Below are 15,522 nucleotides of genomic sequence, written 5' to 3'. Positions count from 1 at the left end.
AAACCCTCTGCTAGCAACGGCGTCGACGCGGGGTAATCATTTCCCTTGCGATCCCGCATACTCGCCACAACCGAAATAAATGAAGAGTCTGGCCAGGATCGACCTTGTAAGGTCTGGGCCCTGGCCGCGAGGTTTTATGCTCCCGGAACATTCCGATCTATCCAGCCCCGTGTTCTTGCCCGTCACGGATGAAACCTGCGCGAACCTGTTGCAGGCGAGTGGCACCAAAGCCCTCGAAGCCCTGACCGACCCAGAGTTGGCGGCAGTGCTGGTCATCCAGAATCTGGTGCAGACGACAGAGCAGGATCTCGGCGCCGTGGCGGCAGAAAAGATTCTGGCCAAGCTCTTGTCCTGGGCTGCCGAAAAGCGGCAGTCAGCAACGGCGGGCCTGCTGTCGGAAGCACAGCGACTTTTCGACCCGCGCAAACTGTATTTCGGCCTGAAGGTCCTCCAACCGCTGAACCTGCGTTTTCTGCTGCCCGAAGAAGTGTCGGCACGCGACTATTTGTTGCCCGATGGTCAGTGGGATTTCGAATACAAGGTTCGACGCCATCGCAGCCATGACCCGTTCAGTCAGCCGATCGTGACGCCCCGGCAGCGCGAGCGCTGGTTGAGCCCGGCACAGGACAAACTGGTCAGGACCTTCCGCGCCAATCTGGACGAAGACCTGCACGTTCAAGGCTACGCAGGGATTGGCAAAAGCCATCTGCTGGTGGCGTTGCTGGAGCATTTGCGGCCGGAGAAGACGTTATTGTTGGCGCGCACCCCGGCCAAGCTGGAAGTCCTTCGCCAGCGCATGGTGGGGCCGAGCGAGAAGAAGGCCGGCAAGACCTTCCTGGCGTTTGCGCAGTCGCTGATGCTCGGTCGCAGGCCTCAGGCGGAGGGGGGGCGAATCCCGACCCGGCAGGCGCTGGCGCAGGAACTGAACATCTACGGTTTTCGCCACCACGACGGGCAGGCGACCCTTGAACTTTGCCTGAAGGTGATCGAACGCTACTGCCGCTTCCGAGATCACACCTTTTCCGCGAAGCATCTGCCGCATTTCAACCAGCCGCTCTCCAGCGTGGACGCGCAAGTGTTACTGGAGTATTCGAGCCGGCTGTGGGGCTACCTCGAACTCAATCCGGCGTGGGGCAGCCAGACCGGCTTCGAAGCGCTGTTGATGATCAAGCGCGCCTGTATCGCCGGTTGCGTGGTGCCGGCGCGTTACACGCACGTGCTGATCGACGAAAGCCAGGATATTCCCGGCTCGCTGTTGCAGATCATCGAACGCGGCCGCCAGGTGCTGATCACCCTCGGCGACGAGTATCAACAGGCCAGCGGCGTGCCGGTCAAGCGTCACCGTGAGGTTCGCCAAAGCGATATCAGCTATTCCGTGCGCTCGGGCCGCAACGTCGAACGGCTGGTCAACCCGCTTATCGCCCGGCACTCGCAGAAGGGCAAGATTCCGTTCGAAGGTGCCAGTGACGCCGACGTCGTCATCAAGGAATACCCGGAAGGTTTTGTGCCGTCCGAGGGTTGCGTGGTGCTGACGGCATCGCCGTGGGACACCATGATCTGGGCCATCGACCTGCACGATTCCAACTGCAAATTCAGATTCCCGGACAAGCGCACCCAGGATGATCTGAAGCATTTCATGGCTACCGCCATCGAACTGTTCAAACCGGATTTCTACCGCTCCGAATTCAGCGAAAACGGCGTGCATCCATACTTCAGCGACCTGCCTGACTGGCAAGCGGTGTGCGACGCCAACCGGTTCGACGAATCGTTTCTGCGGGTCAGGGCCAAGCTGGAAAACGGCTTCATGATCGCCGACCTGACACGCCTGAACCGAATGATCGACAACACTGGCAACGGCTGCATGCTGATGCTGGCGGAAGAGGCAGGGGGCATGGAGTTTGACAAGGTTCTGCTGACGCCGGGGTTGCTGACAAACGAGAAATTCAAAGATGCCTACGCGTTCGATCAAAGGATCTGCGCCGTGTACATCGCCATCTCCCGCGCCAGGCTGAAGCTTTACGTGCCGTACGATGTGGTTGCTTGGGTCGAGTATCACGAGTACCAGAAATTCCGCGATACGGCGGGGCATTGATCGAGCGATTCAAAGGCTCATGGGGCGCTTTCGGGGGTACCGGTATACAACCGAATAATGTCATCAATCTCCCCCGACATCTTCATCTGCAGCAGCGTCCTCAGTATCCGCTGCACCGGCACTTTCGGATCGTTGCGCACGTAGCAGCCGACCTGCTGCTCCTGCAATACCGCCACCCCTTGCAGTTGCTGCCCCGGCAGCAGGCGCTGGTTGAACCAGTCCAGGGTCCATTGATTGCTCACGGCGTAGCGGTAGCGACCGGCCAGGAGTTTTTCCAGCACCTGTTCCTGGTTGCGTGCGTCTTCGCGCCATAAGCGATCGGCGTCGAACAGCGGTTGCAGCGTGGGGTAGCTGTAGCCGAGCACGGTGCCGACCGACTGGCGGGGCAGGTGGGCCGGATCGACGCTGGAGGGTTGATCCTGGCGGCTGATCAGCAGGTCGCGCTGGAAAAAAAGCGGAATGCTCCAGATGTAATCGCCGGACTGGTTCGGCAGCCAGGATTGCGCGGCATAACAGCGCACGTCGACTTCACCGTGTTCCATGGCGCTCTGCACGCGGGTGCGGGGCAGGACGTGAAACTCCGCCGGCACGCCCACCTGAGTCGCCAGGCTGAGCATCATGTCGTAAAGAATGCCCTGGGTCGGGCGGCCACGTTCGTATTGCACCAGCGGCATCGCCCAGCTGTCGGCCATGGCAAAACGCAGCGGCGGCTGCGCGGCCATCGCGTTCAGGCTGATTCCCAGTATTGCCCCCACGGCCCACCGCATAAATGCTCCGGTAATTCCCGTTCCCGTGCCGACAAAAGCCTCCGCCCATGCAGCTTAGCCAGAATAGAAGAGCGCACCGGATGCAATTTTGCCCTTGCTCCGCTAGCATTAGCCGCTTCTGCTTCCTTTGCCGCGACGGTTTTCGATGAGTTATCAGGTTCTTGCACGTAAATGGCGTCCGCGCTCGTTCCGCGAAATGGTCGGCCAGACCCATGTGCTCAAGGCTCTGATCAATGCCTTGGACAGCCAGCGCCTGCACCACGCCTACCTGTTCACCGGGACGCGGGGCGTCGGCAAGACGACGATTGCGCGGATCATCGCCAAATGTCTGAACTGTGAAACAGGTATCACTTCAAGCCCCTGCGGCGAGTGTTCGGTGTGCCGCGAGATCGATGAAGGCCGCTTCGTCGACCTGATCGAGATCGACGCCGCGAGCCGGACCAAGGTCGAGGACACCCGCGAGCTGCTCGACAACGTGCAGTACGCCCCGAGCCGTGGGCGCTTCAAGGTTTACCTGATCGACGAAGTGCACATGCTCTCCAGCCATTCCTTCAATGCGCTGCTGAAAACCCTCGAAGAGCCGCCGCCCTACGTCAAATTCATCCTGGCGACCACCGACCCGCAGAAACTTCCGGCAACGATTTTGTCGCGATGCCTGCAGTTCTCCCTGAAGAACATGACACCGGAGCGTGTGGTCGAGCATTTGACCCACGTCCTGACCGCCGAAAACGTACCGTTCGAAGACGACGCGCTGTGGCTGCTCGGCCGCGCGGCCGACGGTTCGATGCGCGACGCCATGAGCCTGACCGACCAGGCTATCGCCTTCGGTGAAGGCAAGGTTCTGGCCACCGACGTACGGGCGATGCTCGGCACGCTGGACCACGGTCAGGTCTATGACGTATTGCATTCCTTGATTGAAGGCGACGCCAAGGCGTTGCTCGAAGCCGTACGCCACCTGGCCGAACAAGGGCCGGACTGGAACGGCGTACTCTCGGAAATTCTCAACGTGCTGCACCGCGTCGCCATCGCCCAGGCCCTGCCGGAAGGTGTCGACAACGGCCACGGCGACCGTGACCGGGTGCTGGCACTGGCCCAGGCCTTGCCGGCCGAAGACGTACAGTTTTACTACCAGATGGGCCTGATCGGCCGCCGCGACCTGCCTCTGGCGCCGGACCCGCGCGGCGGTTTCGAAATGGTCCTGCTGCGGATGCTGGCCTTCCGGCCGGCAGACACGGCGGACGCCCCGAGGCAACCGCTAAAGCCAGTGGGGATCAGCCAGGCCACAGTTGATTCCGCAAACTCAGTGGCTGCCGCGCCGAAACCTGCGCCGGTAGTTGCTGCGGCTGTTGCGCCGGCTCCGGTGGTTGCACCTGCACCTGTTCCTGAGCCCGCGCCGGTTGCCCCGGTAATTGCACCTGAGCCCGTGCCGGAGCCAGAGCCCGAGGCGGTCGCTGTCGAAGAAGTCGTCGATCTGCCGTGGAATGACCCGGTAGAACCGGTGCCTGTGCAACAGCCAGCGGTAGAACCGGTGCTGGAAACGGCCGCCGAGCAGCCAGAGCTGCCACCGATGCCGTTGCCGACCCCGGACAGCGTCGTGCCGGATGCCCCTGAGTGGGCCGCCACGCCGATCCCTGAGCCGTCCGTGGCCGAAGTCGATGCCTTCACGCCAGGCATGGACATGGACGACGAACCGCCGCTGGACGAGGACTACATCGAGTCGGACATGGATTCGGCCTACAGCTACCTCGATGATCTGGCCAGCGAGCACGCCGCAGAACCGGCCCCCGAACCCGAGCCGGAACCCGCCGCCGCGCCGGCCACCGGCCTGGCCCTGCAATGGCTGGAGCTATTCCCGAAACTGCCGATTTCCGGCATGACCGGCAGCATCGCCGCCAACTGCACGCTGATCGCGGTCGATGGCGACAACTGGCTGATGCACCTGGACCCGGCCCACAGCGCCTTGTTCAACGCCACTCAGCAGCGGCGTCTGAACGATGCCTTGAACCAGTACCATGGCCGCACGCTGAACCTGAGCATGGAACTGATCAAGCCCGAGCAGGAAACCCCGGCCCAGGCCGCGTCCCGGCGCCGTGCCAACCGTCAGCGCGAGGCGGAGGAATCGATCCACGGCGATCCGTTCATCCAGCAGATGGTCCAGCAGTTCGGTGCGGTCGTGCGACACGATACTATTGAACCTGTCGACGCCCTGGTCAGTCAGGGCTAATAACTGAAGGCGTTCGGCTGAAATGGCCGGGCGCTGTATTGATCCAAGTACTTTTGAGGTGATTACCATGATGAAAGGTGGCATGGCCGGCCTGATGAAGCAGGCGCAGCAGATGCAGGAAAAAATGGCCAAGATGCAGGAAGAACTGGCCAACGCAGAAGTCACCGGCAAGGCCGGCGGCGATCTGGTCACCGTGGTGATGACCGGCCGTCATGACGTGAAAAAAGTCAGCATCGATCCAAGCGTGCTGCCGGGCCTGGACGAAGACGACCGTGAAGTGGTCGAGGATCTGGTAGCCGCTGCCGTCAACGCCGCCGTGCGTCAGATCGAAGCCAACAGCCAGGCGAAAATGGGCAGCATGACCGCTGGCATGAACCTGCCGGCCGGTATGAAACTGCCGTTCTGATTCGCCTTCGGGTGGCAGATGAGCTACAAAAAATGCCAGGCATCGCGCCTGGCATTTTCGTTTCCGGCTGACGAAACATCGAACGCGCAATAGCTGCAACGGTCTGCTCCCTATACCGACGAATTCACTATTCACAGGAGACGCTGACATGTCCGACCCCCTGACCCTCAATCAACGCTTCGTGCTGGCCTCACGGCCGGTGGGCGCGCCGACCCCCGAGAATTTCCGTCTGGAGCGCGAAGCGCTGTCGGCACTTGAAGACGGCCAGTTGCTGCTCAAGACCCTTTACCTGTCCCTCGATCCCTACATGCGCGGCCGCATGAGTGACGCACCGTCCTACGCTGCGCCGGTACAAATCGGCGAGGTGATGACCGGCGGGGCTGTCAGCCGGGTCGAGCAATCGCGTCATCCGAAATTCCAGGTCGGCGATCTGGTGGTCGGCGCCACGGGTTGGCAAAGCCACAGCATCAGCGACGGTCGCAACATCATCCCGATCCCGTCGGGGCTGCCGAGCCCGTCGATGGCCCTCGGCGTGCTGGGCATGCCGGGCATGACCGCTTACATGGGGCTGATGGACATTGGTCAGCCGAAGGCGGGTGAAACACTGGTTGTCGCTGCGGCTTCCGGTGCGGTGGGCTCGGTGGTGGGTCAGGTCGCCAAGATCAAAGGCCTGCGCGCCGTCGGCGTGGCCGGTGGTGCCGAGAAATGCAAATACGTGGTCGAGGAGTTGGGTTTCGACGCCTGTATCGATCACAAGGCGCCGGACTTCGCCGAACAACTGGCCAAGGCCTGTCCGAAAGGCATCGACATCTATTATGAAAACGTCGGCGGCCATGTCTTCGATGCGGTCGTGCCGCTGCTCAATCCCAAGGCACGGATCCCGCTGTGCGGCCTGATTGCCGGCTACAACGCCACGGAAGTGCCTAAAGGCCCGGATCGCTTGCCTGCCTTGCAACGCACCCTGCTGACCAAGCGTGTACGCATTCAGGGCTTCATCGTGTTCGACGACTACGGCGATCGTCAGCCGGAATTCATCAGCGCCATGGTGCCGTGGGTGCGCGAGGGCAAGGTGAAATTTCGCGAAGACGTGGTCGACGGCCTGGAGCAGGCGCCGCAGGCGTTTATCGGGCTGCTGGAGGGGCGCAACTTCGGCAAACTGGTGGTACGGGTCGCCCAGGACTGAGGATTTGACGCTGGCCGGAGGCGCGGGTATAAACCGCGTCTCGTTGTTTTGTCGGACTTTTTCCCCATGAGCTTCAGCCCTTTGATTCGCCAACTGATCGACGCCCTGCGAATTCTGCCGGGTGTGGGTCAGAAAACTGCCCAGCGTATGGCGTTGCAGTTGCTCGAACGTGACCGCAGCGGCGGCACGCGCCTGGCCCAGGCCTTGAGCCAGGCCATGGAAGGGGTCGGACACTGCCGCCAGTGCCGCACGCTGACCGAAGACGATCTGTGCCCGCAATGCGCTGATACGCGCCGTGACGACACGTTGCTGTGCGTGGTGGAAGGGCCGATGGATGTGTACGCGGTCGAGCAGACCGGATTCCGTGGCCGTTACTTCGTGCTCAAGGGGCACCTGTCGCCGCTGGACGGGCTCGGCCCGGAGGCCATCGGCATTCCGCAACTGATGGCGCGGATCGAAGAGGCGGGTACTTTTACCGAAGTCATCCTCGCCACCAACCCGACCGTGGAAGGTGAAGCGACAGCGCACTACATCGCGCAATTGCTCAACAACAAAGGTTTGATCGCCTCGCGTATCGCTCACGGCGTGCCATTGGGTGGCGAACTGGAGCTGGTGGACGGCGGCACGCTGGCGCACTCGTTTGCCGGGCGCAAGCCGATTTCTCTCTGAGCCACACAATCCTGTTGAAAACCAAGCAAGCGCTCGGTTAAGTTCGGCGAACCCTTCCATGGAGTTCGCCGATGCCCGCCTTCCAGGAATACTTCGACCCCAGTCATCAATTGGTCCGAGACAGCGTCAGACGTTTCGTCGAGCGCGAGATCCTGCCGGACATCGATGCGTGGGAAGAAGCCGAAAGCTTCCCCCGTGAGCTGTATCTCAAGGCCGGTGCGGCCGGCATCCTAGGCATCGGTTATCCCGAAGCGCTGGGCGGCAGTCACGAAGGTGATCTGTTCGCCAAGATCGCCGCCAGCGAAGAACTGATGCGTTGCGGCTCTGGCGGCCTGGTGGCCGGGCTCGGCTCGCTGGATATCGGTTTGCCGCCGATCGTCAAATGGGCCCGGCCCGAAGTCCGTGAACGTGTCGTCCCCCAAGTGCTCAGCGGCGAGAAAATCAGCGCGCTGGCGGTGACCGAGCCGGGCGGTGGCTCCGACGTTGCCAACCTGCAGACCCGCGCCGTACGCGATGGCGATCACTATCGGGTCAGCGGCAGCAAAACCTTCATCACCAGTGGCGTACGCGCGGATTACTACACCGTCGCGGTGCGTACCGGTGCGCCGGGTTTTGGCGGCATCAGCCTGTTGTTGATCGAGAAGGGCACGCCTGGTTTCACCGTCGGCCGGCAGTTGAAGAAAATGGGCTGGTGGGCGTCGGACACCGCTGAATTGTTCTTCGACGATTGCCGGGTGCCTGTGGGAAACCTGATCGGCGCGGAGAACATGGGGTTTGCCTGCATCATGGGCAACTTCCAGAGCGAGCGTCTGGCGTTGGCATTGATGGCCAACATGACCGCGCAACTGGCGTTGGAAGAAAGCCTGAAGTGGGCGAAGGAGCGTGAGGCGTTCGGCAAACCCATCGGCAAGTTTCAGGTGATCAAGCATCGCCTCGCGGAGATGGCCACGGCGCTGGAAGTCTCGCGGGAGTTCACCTACCGGCAGGCGGCGAAGATGGCGGCGGGGCAGAGCGTGATCAAGGAAATCTCCATGGCCAAGAACTTTGCCACGGGCACCTCGGACCGCATTACCACCGAAGCGGTGCAGATTCTCGGCGGGCTGGGTTATATGCGCGAAAGCCTGGTGGAGCGGCTGTATCGGGATAACCGCATCCTGTCGATTGGCGGCGGGACGCGGGAAGTGATGAACGAGATCATCAGCAAACAGATGGGGCTTTAGGTTTTGCAGTGAGGCTGCCGGCCCCTTCGCGAGCAAGCCCGCTCCCACATTCAATCGTGCTCCATCAGGAGAATGCGGTCGAATGTGGGAGCGGGCTTGCTCGCGAAGGCGTAATGGAAGGCGTTGCTTACTTATCGGTCAACGCAAACTGCGTCAGGCAGAACGTCGGAATCCCCATGTCTTCCAGACGCTGTGAGCCACCCAGCTCCGGCAGATCGATGATCGCTGCCGCTTCATGAACGCGGGCGCCCATGCGGCGGATCAGGTTGGCCGCTGCGATCAGCGTGCCACCGGTGGCGATCAGGTCATCGAACATCACCACCGAGTCGCCTTCGCACAGGCTGTCGGCGTGCACTTCGAGGAACGCTTCGCCGTACTCGGTCGCGTAGCCTTCAGCCAGCACGTCCGCCGGCAGTTTGCCTTGCTTGCGGAACAGCACCAGCGGCTTGTTCAGTTGATAGGCCAGCACCGAACCGATCAGGAAGCCACGCGCGTCCATCGCGCCGATGTGGGTGAAATCGGCTTCCACGTAACGGTGGGCGAAGCTGTCCATCACCAGGCGCAAAGCCTTGGGCGACTGGAACAGTGGGGTGATGTCGCGAAAGATCACGCCCGGTTTCGGGAAATCGATCACAGGGCGGATCAGGGATTTGATGTCGAAGGAGTCGAAGACCATCGTCGAGGTGTCCTGGCAGGGCTGCAAACGGCGCAGTATACCCGCGGCTGAAACGATACGCTCGGCCGCGGGTCGAGATCACACTTCGAGCGAGCCGCCAGCCAGAGCGCAGAGCTGGATCGGGTCGAGGATATGGATTTCCTTGCCCTCGGCGGCGATCAGTTCGTTCTGCTGGAAGCGGGTGAAGACCCGGGACACGGTTTCCACCGCCAGCCCCAGATAATTGCCGATTTCATTGCGCGACATGCTCAGGCGGAACTGATTGGCCGAGAAACCGCGAGCGCGGAAACGCGCCGACAGGTTGACCAGGAACGTGGCGATGCGCTCGTCGGCAGTCTTCTTCGACAGCAGCAACATCATTTGCTGGTCGTCGCGGATTTCCCGGCTCATCACGCGCATCAACTGGCGGCGCAGCTGCGGCAATTGCAGGGCCAACTCGTCGAGGCGTTCGAACGGAATCTCGCAGACCGAAGTGGTTTCCAGGGCCTGGGCGGAAACCGGGTGTTTTTCGGTGTCCATGCCGGACAGGCCGACCAGTTCGCTCGGCAGGTGGAAACCGGTCAGTTGTTCTTCGCCGGTATCGCTCAGGCTGAAGGTCTTCAGGGCGCCGGAGCGTACTGCATAAACGGAATCGAAGGTGTCGCCCTGGCGGAACAGGAACTCACCCTTTTTCAACGGGCGGCCACGTTTAACGATTTCGTCCAGCGCATCCATGTCTTCCAGATTCAGCGAAAGTGGCAGGCAGAGAGGGGCCAGGCTGCAATCCTTGCAATTAGCCTGGTTATGAGCGCGCAGTTTAACTGGCTCGGACATTTCTTAAATCCTTGTGGGAAAACACACATAAGGCGTAAGGGTAACCCAGGGGAGGACATTCAGGCCAGCCTGTGGCGAGATTGCCTCCACGGCATAAAGCCGCAGGGATGACGGCCGATAAACAGGTATCTGACGGCATGCAAGGAACCGCTTCGATGACTGCTATTGGCACGCTGACCCCCGGTAACAGTGGCGTTGCGTCGTTGCTGGAAAGTGCTGAAACCTCCGTTGACGATGAGTCCGGCACAGACGCGGCATCGTTGGGAACCCCGACCTTGGTCGAGGGCGTCAAAGTGTCGCTGTCCGGTGCCGCCATTGCAAAATCCGCCGGTGTCGGCGGGAAAAACAGCGATATCGATGAAAGCGGTTTGCCGGAAAACGTCCAGCAATTGCTGAAGATGATTCGCAAGTTGCGCCAGCAGATCGCCGAAAAGAACGCCCAGATCAACGCGCTGATGGCTAACAAAACCCTCTCCAACGAAGAGCGTTTCGCCAAGATCGCTGCCCTCAAAGGCGCCATTTCTGCCCTCAACAACGGTCTGATTACCGCCAACCTGTCCCTGGCCAAGGTCATCGACCAATCGGGCCTGACTGCGGACCAGAACCTGAAAACCAATACCTTGCTGATGAAGAGCTAGATCACCCGCGAGAAACGCTGGCGGTTCTGCTGTTCCAGATACGCGTCGAACACCATGCACACCGAGCGCACCAGCAGGCGCCCGGCAGGCAGCACGTTGATCCGTTCGCGATCCAGTTCGATCAACCCGTCCTTTGCCATGCCTTGCAACTGCGGCCAGAGCGCGCCGAAGTAGCCCTGAAAATCGATGTTGAAACTGCGCTCGATCTCGGCGAAATCCAGGCTGAAATTGCAGATCAGCTGCTGGATCACCGCGCGGCGCAAGCGATCATCGGCGTTGCACACCAGGCCACGACTCGTGGCCAGTTGCGCGCCGGCCAGGGTGTTCTGGTATTGATTGAGGTCGCTGCTGTTCTGGCAGTACAGATCGCCGATCTGGCTGATGGCCGACACGCCCAGGCCGATCAGATCGCAATGACCGTGGGTGGTGTAGCCCTGGAAGTTGCGCTGCAGGGTCGATTCTTCCTGGGCAATCGCCAGTTCATCGTCGGGCAGGGCGAAGTGGTCCATGCCGATGTAGCGGTAGCCGGCGGCGGTCAGTTGTTCGATGGTGCGTTGCAGCATTTCCAGTTTTTGCGTCGGGCTCGGCAGTTCGTTGCCGTTGATCCGCCGCTGCGGCATGAAGCGTTCCGGCAGGTGCGCGTAGTTGAACACCGAGAGCCGGTCTGGTTGCAGGCTGATGACTTCCTCGACGGTGCGGGCGAAATTGTCCGGGGTCTGTTTGGGCAAACCGTAGATCAGGTCGATGTTGATCGAGCGAAATTGCAGGGTCCGCGCCGCGTCGATCACCGCGCGGGTTTCTTCCAGGCTTTGCAGGCGATTGACTGCGCGTTGCACTGCCGGGTCGAGATCCTGCAGACCGATGCTGACCCGATTGAAGCCCAGCTCCCGCAGCAGACCCATGGTCGACCAGTCGGCTTCGCGCGGATCGATCTCGATGCCGTAATCGCCGGAGTCGTCATCCAGCAAATTGAAATGTTTGCGCAGGTGCGCCATCAACTGCCGCAACTCATCGTGGCTGAGAAAGGTCGGAGTGCCGCCGCCGAAGTGCAGTTGTTCGACTTTCTGCGCCGGGTCGAGGTGGCAGGCGATCAGCTGGATTTCCTGCTCGAGCCGTTGCAGGTACGGCAGGGCCCGGCCGCGATCCTTGGTGATGACCTTGTTGCAGGCGCAGTAGTAGCAGATGTTTGCGCAGAACGGCACATGCACGTACAGCGACAGTGGGCGCAGGGCCTTGCGGCTGTCGCGCAGGGCGTGGAACAGGTCGAAGGTGCCGACCTGACTGTTGAATTGCACGGCCGTCGGGTACGAGGTGTAGCGCGGCCCCGCCAGGTCGTAGCGGCGGATCAAATCGGTGTCCCAACGAATGGCGTCGAGCATGCGGGCATTCCCCCGGATAGGCTGGCAGTGTGAGCGAGTCTAGGGGAGGGCGCGGCGGGGCATCTTGATTTGCATCAAGCCTGGGTCAGTGGCCCATCAGCCAGTGCTGGTGCGGCCCCGGCAGGGTCCAGATGCCGAACAGGATCACCAGCAATCCACCAGCCATGCGCACGCTGCGTTTGCGCAACAGCGCTGTGACCCGCTCGGCCGCGAGGCCGGTCGCCAGCAATACCGGCCAGGTGCCGAGCCCGAAGGCGAGCATCAGCAAGGCACTGTCCAGTGCATTGCCCTGACTGGCCGACCACAGCAACGTGCTGTAAACCAGCCCGCACGGCAGCCAGCCCCACAGCGCGCCAAGCAGCAAGGCCCGGGGGAGGCTCGACACCGGCAATAAGCGGTTGGCGACCGGTTGAATGTAGCGCCACAGTCCACGACCGAGGCTTTCAATGCGGGTCAGGCCGCTCCACCAACCGGCGAGGTACAAGCCCATGGCGATCAGCAGCAACCCGGCGAGCACACGCATGAACAGTGCCGCAGGACTGTTGGCCACTGCCCATCCCGCCAGCCCGATCAGCAATCCGGCCGTGGCATAGCTGAGGATTCGTCCGAGGTTGTAAGCCAGCAATAATCGAAAGCGTCGGCTGCGTTGTTCTTTGGGGATTGCCAGGGTCAGCGCGCCCATCAAGCCGCCGCACATGCCCAGGCAATGGCCGCCGCCGAGCAGGCCGAGAATCAGCGCAGACACCAGCAGCGGCGCCAGTTCAAGCATGGGGCGGCGCCTTGTCGTCCGGTTTTGTCGGGTTGGCTTCGTCCACGGCGGCGGTGTGCTTCGGGTCCTGGTCGTCGAACAGGATGCTGTGGGCCGGGCCGTCGAGGTCGTCGTACTGGCCGCTGTCCACCGCCCAGAAGAAGATGTAGACGGCGATGGCCACGATCAGCAGCGCGGCCGGAATCATCACGTAGAGAGCTGGCATCTGTACTCCATGCCCGCGCGGCTCAGGCCGGCAGCGGGCGGGTTTCTGACGAGGCGTTGACGGCCGGCGCACTCGGCAGGCGAGTCAGGCGCAGGGCGTTGAGCACCACGGTCAGCGAACTGATCGACATGCCGACGGCGGCCCATACCGGAGTGATCCAGCCGAGGGCGGCGAACGGCAACATGAGGCCATTGTACAGCGCGGCCCACAACAGGTTCTCGATGATCACCCGGCGCGTGCGGCGGGCGAGCGAGAAGGCTTGCACCAGCGCGTCGAGCCGGTTGGACAGCAGCACCGCATCGGCACTGGTTTTCGCCAGATCCGTGGCCGAACCCATGGCCACGCTGATGTCCGCGGCGGCCAGCACCGGCACGTCGTTGACCCCGTCACCGAGCATCAACACCTTGCGGCCGGCCTTGTGCAGTTGTTGCAGCACTTGCAGCTTGTCGTCCGGGCGCAGACCGCCCCGGGCCTCGTCGATGCCCAGTTCGGCGGCGACACTGGCGACCATCGGCGAACTGTCTCCCGACAGCAGCAACGTGTGCCAGCCGCGGGCCTTGCACGCGGCGAGCAGGGCCGGGGCGTCGTCGCGCAGACGGTCGTCGAGGGCGAACCAGGCCAGCGGTCCATTGCTGTCGCCGAGCAACAACCATTGGCCCGGTTCGTCGGGCATCTTCGGCACAGGCGCGCCGCTGAGATCACAGACAAACTCCGCCTGGCCAATGCGCAAACGCTGTTCGCCGACCAGACCTTCAAGGCCCAGTCCCGGTGTGCTGTGAACCTCTTCGGCGGCCAGCGGCGCCCGGCCAAAGGCGCGGGCAATCGGGTGTTCCGAGCGGTTTTCCAGAGCGGCGGCGAGGCTCAGGCACTGATCGCTGTCGAGGGCGCCGAGGGGGCGGATCGAGCGCAACACCAGTCGGCCTTCGGTAAGGGTGCCGGTCTTGTCGAAAATCACTGTGTCGATCTGGTTCAGGCCTTCCAGCACATGGCCACGGGTCAACAGCAGGCCGAGTTTATGCAGGGTGCCGGTGGCGGCGGTGAGGGCAGTCGGCGTTGCCAGTGACAGCGCGCACGGGCAAGTGGCGACCAGCATCGCGAGAACGATCCAGAACGCCCGCGACGAATCCAGCTCCCACCACAGCAGCCCGATGGTGGCCGCCGCGATCAGCGACAGCAGCAGGAACCATTGCGCGGCGCGGTCGGCGATTTCCGCCAGGCGTGGTTTTTCCGCCTGGGCGCGATCCAGCAGGCGGACGATGGCCGACAGCCGCGTGTCCTGACCCAGCGCCTGCACTTCGACGGTCAGCGCACCTTCGACATTCAGCGTGCCAGCGGTGACGGCATCGCCCAGTGTGCGCGGCTGTGGCAGGTATTCGCCGGTCAGCAGCGACTCATCGATGCTTGACTGGCCGTCGAGGATCTTGCCGTCCGCCGGCAGCACAGAACCCGGTTGAACCAGTACCCGGTCGCCAAGGCGCAGTTCGCTGAGCAGGATGCGTTCACTTTGGCCAACGTCATCGAGGCGCAGACACGAGGCCGGCAACAGATTGACCAGTTGCGCGGTGGCGGCGGCGGTGCGTTCCCGGGCGCGGCGTTCGAGGTAGCGTCCGGCGAGCAGAAACAGGGCGAACATGCCCACCGCGTCGAAATACAGCTCGCCGACCCCGGTGATCGAGGTCCAGATCCCGGCGACATACGCCGCGCCAATCGCCAGCGATACCGAGACATCCATCGTCAGGTGGCGGGTGCGCAAGTCGCGCATGGCGCCTTTGAAAAACGGTGCGCAGCTGTAGAACACAATCGGCGTTGTAAGGAACAGCGCGACCCAGCGCAGGATGGTGTGCAGCTCGGGGCTGAGGTCGATGTTGAATTCCGGCCAGGTGGCCATGGTCGCCATCATCGCCTGAAACCACAGCAGCCCGGCGACGCCGAGCTGGCGCAGGGCGAGGCGGTTTTCGCTGGCCAGTTGTTCGCTGGCGCGGTCGGCCTGATACGGATGCGCGGCGTAGCCGATGTGGCGCAGTTCGCCGAGGATCTGGCTCAGCGGCAGTTGGGCGTCGGCCCAGCGCACGTGCAGGCGATGGTTGGACAGGTTCAGCCGCGCCTCGGCCACGGCGGGCAGCGTGCGCAGGTGTTTCTCGATCAGCCAGCCGCACGCGGCGCAACTGATGCCTTCCATCAACAGCGTGGTTTCGGCCAGTTCACCTTCGTGGCGGACGAAGGGTTGCTGCACGTCGGCGCGGTCGTACAGCGCCAGTTCGTCCACCAGTTGCACCGGCAGCGCCTCGGGGTTGGCCGAGGCTTCGCTGCGGTGCTGGTAATAACTTTCCAGCCCGCCGGCGACAATGGCTTCGGCCACGGCCTCGCAGCCCGGACAGCAGAACTCGCGGGACTCCCCGAGCACGACAGCAGTGAAGCGGCTGCCCGACGGAACGGGCAGGGCGCAGTGGTAACAGGGGAGTGGGGTGGTCATCAGGAGAG

Annotated in this window: 14 protein-coding genes; 7 read left to right on the top strand and 7 right to left on the bottom strand. The window is 62.5% G+C overall.

Going from position 1 to position 15,522, the window contains the following annotated elements; all coding sequences use genetic code 11:
- Positions 1–136 precede the first annotated feature (136 nt).
- Complete coding sequence (locus AC07NR_RS04340; protein WP_495077886.1) at positions 137–2,092, top strand: hypothetical protein; 1,956 nt, start codon at positions 137–139, stop codon at positions 2,090–2,092.
- A gap of 17 nt (positions 2,093–2,109) precedes the next feature.
- On the opposite strand, the gene AC07NR_RS04335 is transcribed toward AC07NR_RS04340, so the two are convergent.
- Entirely contained in the window at positions 2,110–2,859 is a 750-nt protein-coding gene (locus tag AC07NR_RS04335) for a substrate-binding periplasmic protein (RefSeq protein WP_495077885.1), read from the bottom strand.
- A gap of 145 nt (positions 2,860–3,004) precedes the next feature.
- Here AC07NR_RS04335 and dnaX point away from each other — a divergent pair, with 145 nt between their 5' ends.
- The 5 genes from dnaX (at position 3,005) to AC07NR_RS04310 (ending at position 8,561) form a co-directional block, all read left to right on the top strand.
- Positions 3,005–5,083 (top strand): DNA polymerase III subunit gamma/tau, encoded by a 2,079-nt coding sequence (gene dnaX / locus AC07NR_RS04330; RefSeq protein ID WP_495077884.1) that lies wholly within the window; start codon positions 3,005–3,007, stop codon positions 5,081–5,083.
- A 67-nt stretch (positions 5,084–5,150) separates the two neighbouring features.
- Positions 5,151–5,489 carry a YbaB/EbfC family nucleoid-associated protein gene (locus AC07NR_RS04325; protein WP_007951650.1) on the top strand — a complete coding sequence of 113 codons (339 nt, stop codon included), beginning with the start codon at positions 5,151–5,153 and terminating at the stop codon, positions 5,487–5,489.
- Between the two features lie 148 nt (positions 5,490–5,637).
- Positions 5,638–6,672 (top strand): NADPH-dependent curcumin/dihydrocurcumin reductase, encoded by a 1,035-nt coding sequence (curA, locus tag AC07NR_RS04320; RefSeq protein WP_495077883.1) that lies wholly within the window; start codon positions 5,638–5,640, stop codon positions 6,670–6,672.
- A 66-nt stretch (positions 6,673–6,738) separates the two neighbouring features.
- Entirely contained in the window at positions 6,739–7,341 is a 603-nt protein-coding gene (recR, locus tag AC07NR_RS04315; protein ID WP_085711931.1) for a recombination mediator RecR, read from the top strand.
- Between the two features lie 71 nt (positions 7,342–7,412).
- Positions 7,413–8,561, top strand: a complete 1,149-nt coding sequence (locus AC07NR_RS04310; protein ID WP_495077882.1) for an acyl-CoA dehydrogenase family protein — start codon at positions 7,413–7,415, stop codon at positions 8,559–8,561.
- A gap of 127 nt (positions 8,562–8,688) precedes the next feature.
- Here AC07NR_RS04310 and AC07NR_RS04305 read toward each other — a convergent pair whose 3' ends face one another.
- A complete protein-coding gene (locus AC07NR_RS04305) occupies positions 8,689–9,237 on the bottom strand; it encodes an adenine phosphoribosyltransferase (RefSeq protein ID WP_003223345.1) in 549 nt (182 codons plus the stop codon).
- A 78-nt stretch (positions 9,238–9,315) separates the two neighbouring features.
- On the bottom strand, positions 9,316–10,050 hold the full coding sequence (gene fnr, locus AC07NR_RS04300) for a fumarate/nitrate reduction transcriptional regulator Fnr (RefSeq protein WP_007951654.1): 735 nt from the start codon (positions 10,048–10,050) through the stop codon (positions 9,316–9,318).
- 155 nt (positions 10,051–10,205) lie between these two features.
- Here fnr and AC07NR_RS04295 point away from each other — a divergent pair, with 155 nt between their 5' ends.
- Positions 10,206–10,688, top strand: a complete 483-nt coding sequence (locus tag AC07NR_RS04295) for a hypothetical protein (RefSeq protein WP_119426416.1) — start codon at positions 10,206–10,208, stop codon at positions 10,686–10,688.
- Here AC07NR_RS04295 and hemN read toward each other — a convergent pair.
- The 4 genes from hemN to AC07NR_RS04275 form a co-directional block, all read right to left on the bottom strand.
- Positions 10,685–12,067, bottom strand: a complete 1,383-nt coding sequence (gene hemN / locus AC07NR_RS04290) for an oxygen-independent coproporphyrinogen III oxidase (RefSeq protein WP_102622558.1) — start codon at positions 12,065–12,067, stop codon at positions 10,685–10,687. The two genes, AC07NR_RS04295 and hemN, sit on opposite strands and share 4 nt — an antisense overlap.
- A gap of 85 nt (positions 12,068–12,152) precedes the next feature.
- Complete coding sequence (locus tag AC07NR_RS04285; protein ID WP_039770036.1) at positions 12,153–12,836, bottom strand: sulfite exporter TauE/SafE family protein; 684 nt, start codon at positions 12,834–12,836, stop codon at positions 12,153–12,155.
- A complete protein-coding gene (ccoS, locus tag AC07NR_RS04280) occupies positions 12,829–13,041 on the bottom strand; it encodes a cbb3-type cytochrome oxidase assembly protein CcoS (RefSeq protein WP_114882055.1) in 213 nt (70 codons plus the stop codon). Before ccoS ends, AC07NR_RS04285 begins: the two co-directional genes overlap by 8 nt.
- Positions 13,042–13,063: 22 nt before the next feature.
- Positions 13,064–15,514, bottom strand: coding sequence for a heavy metal translocating P-type ATPase (locus AC07NR_RS04275; protein WP_495077881.1), 2,451 nt, complete (start codon positions 15,512–15,514; stop codon positions 13,064–13,066).
- Positions 15,515–15,522: the final 8 nt, after the last annotated feature.

The organism is Pseudomonas sp. GW821-FHT09C09 (assembly GCF_059418105.1).
This window is presented reverse-complemented; position numbering and strand designations above follow the sequence as displayed.

Coding starts and splice junctions, on each gene's coding strand:
- AC07NR_RS04340 (WP_495077886.1), top strand. CDS start 137: ATGCTCCCGGAACATTCCGATCTATCCAGCCCCGTGTTCTTGCCCGTC.
- AC07NR_RS04335 (WP_495077885.1), bottom strand. CDS start 2,859: ATGCGGTGGGCCGTGGGGGCAATACTGGGAATCAGCCTGAACGCGATG.
- dnaX (WP_495077884.1), top strand. CDS start 3,005: ATGAGTTATCAGGTTCTTGCACGTAAATGGCGTCCGCGCTCGTTCCGC.
- AC07NR_RS04325 (WP_007951650.1), top strand. CDS start 5,151: ATGATGAAAGGTGGCATGGCCGGCCTGATGAAGCAGGCGCAGCAGATG.
- curA (WP_495077883.1), top strand. CDS start 5,638: ATGTCCGACCCCCTGACCCTCAATCAACGCTTCGTGCTGGCCTCACGG.
- recR (WP_085711931.1), top strand. CDS start 6,739: ATGAGCTTCAGCCCTTTGATTCGCCAACTGATCGACGCCCTGCGAATT.
- AC07NR_RS04310 (WP_495077882.1), top strand. CDS start 7,413: ATGCCCGCCTTCCAGGAATACTTCGACCCCAGTCATCAATTGGTCCGA.
- AC07NR_RS04305 (WP_003223345.1), bottom strand. CDS start 9,237: ATGGTCTTCGACTCCTTCGACATCAAATCCCTGATCCGCCCTGTGATC.
- fnr (WP_007951654.1), bottom strand. CDS start 10,050: ATGTCCGAGCCAGTTAAACTGCGCGCTCATAACCAGGCTAATTGCAAG.
- AC07NR_RS04295 (WP_119426416.1), top strand. CDS start 10,206: ATGACTGCTATTGGCACGCTGACCCCCGGTAACAGTGGCGTTGCGTCG.
- hemN (WP_102622558.1), bottom strand. CDS start 12,067: ATGCTCGACGCCATTCGTTGGGACACCGATTTGATCCGCCGCTACGAC.
- AC07NR_RS04285 (WP_039770036.1), bottom strand. CDS start 12,836: ATGCTTGAACTGGCGCCGCTGCTGGTGTCTGCGCTGATTCTCGGCCTG.
- ccoS (WP_114882055.1), bottom strand. CDS start 13,041: ATGCCAGCTCTCTACGTGATGATTCCGGCCGCGCTGCTGATCGTGGCC.
- AC07NR_RS04275 (WP_495077881.1), bottom strand. CDS start 15,514: ATGACCACCCCACTCCCCTGTTACCACTGCGCCCTGCCCGTTCCGTCG.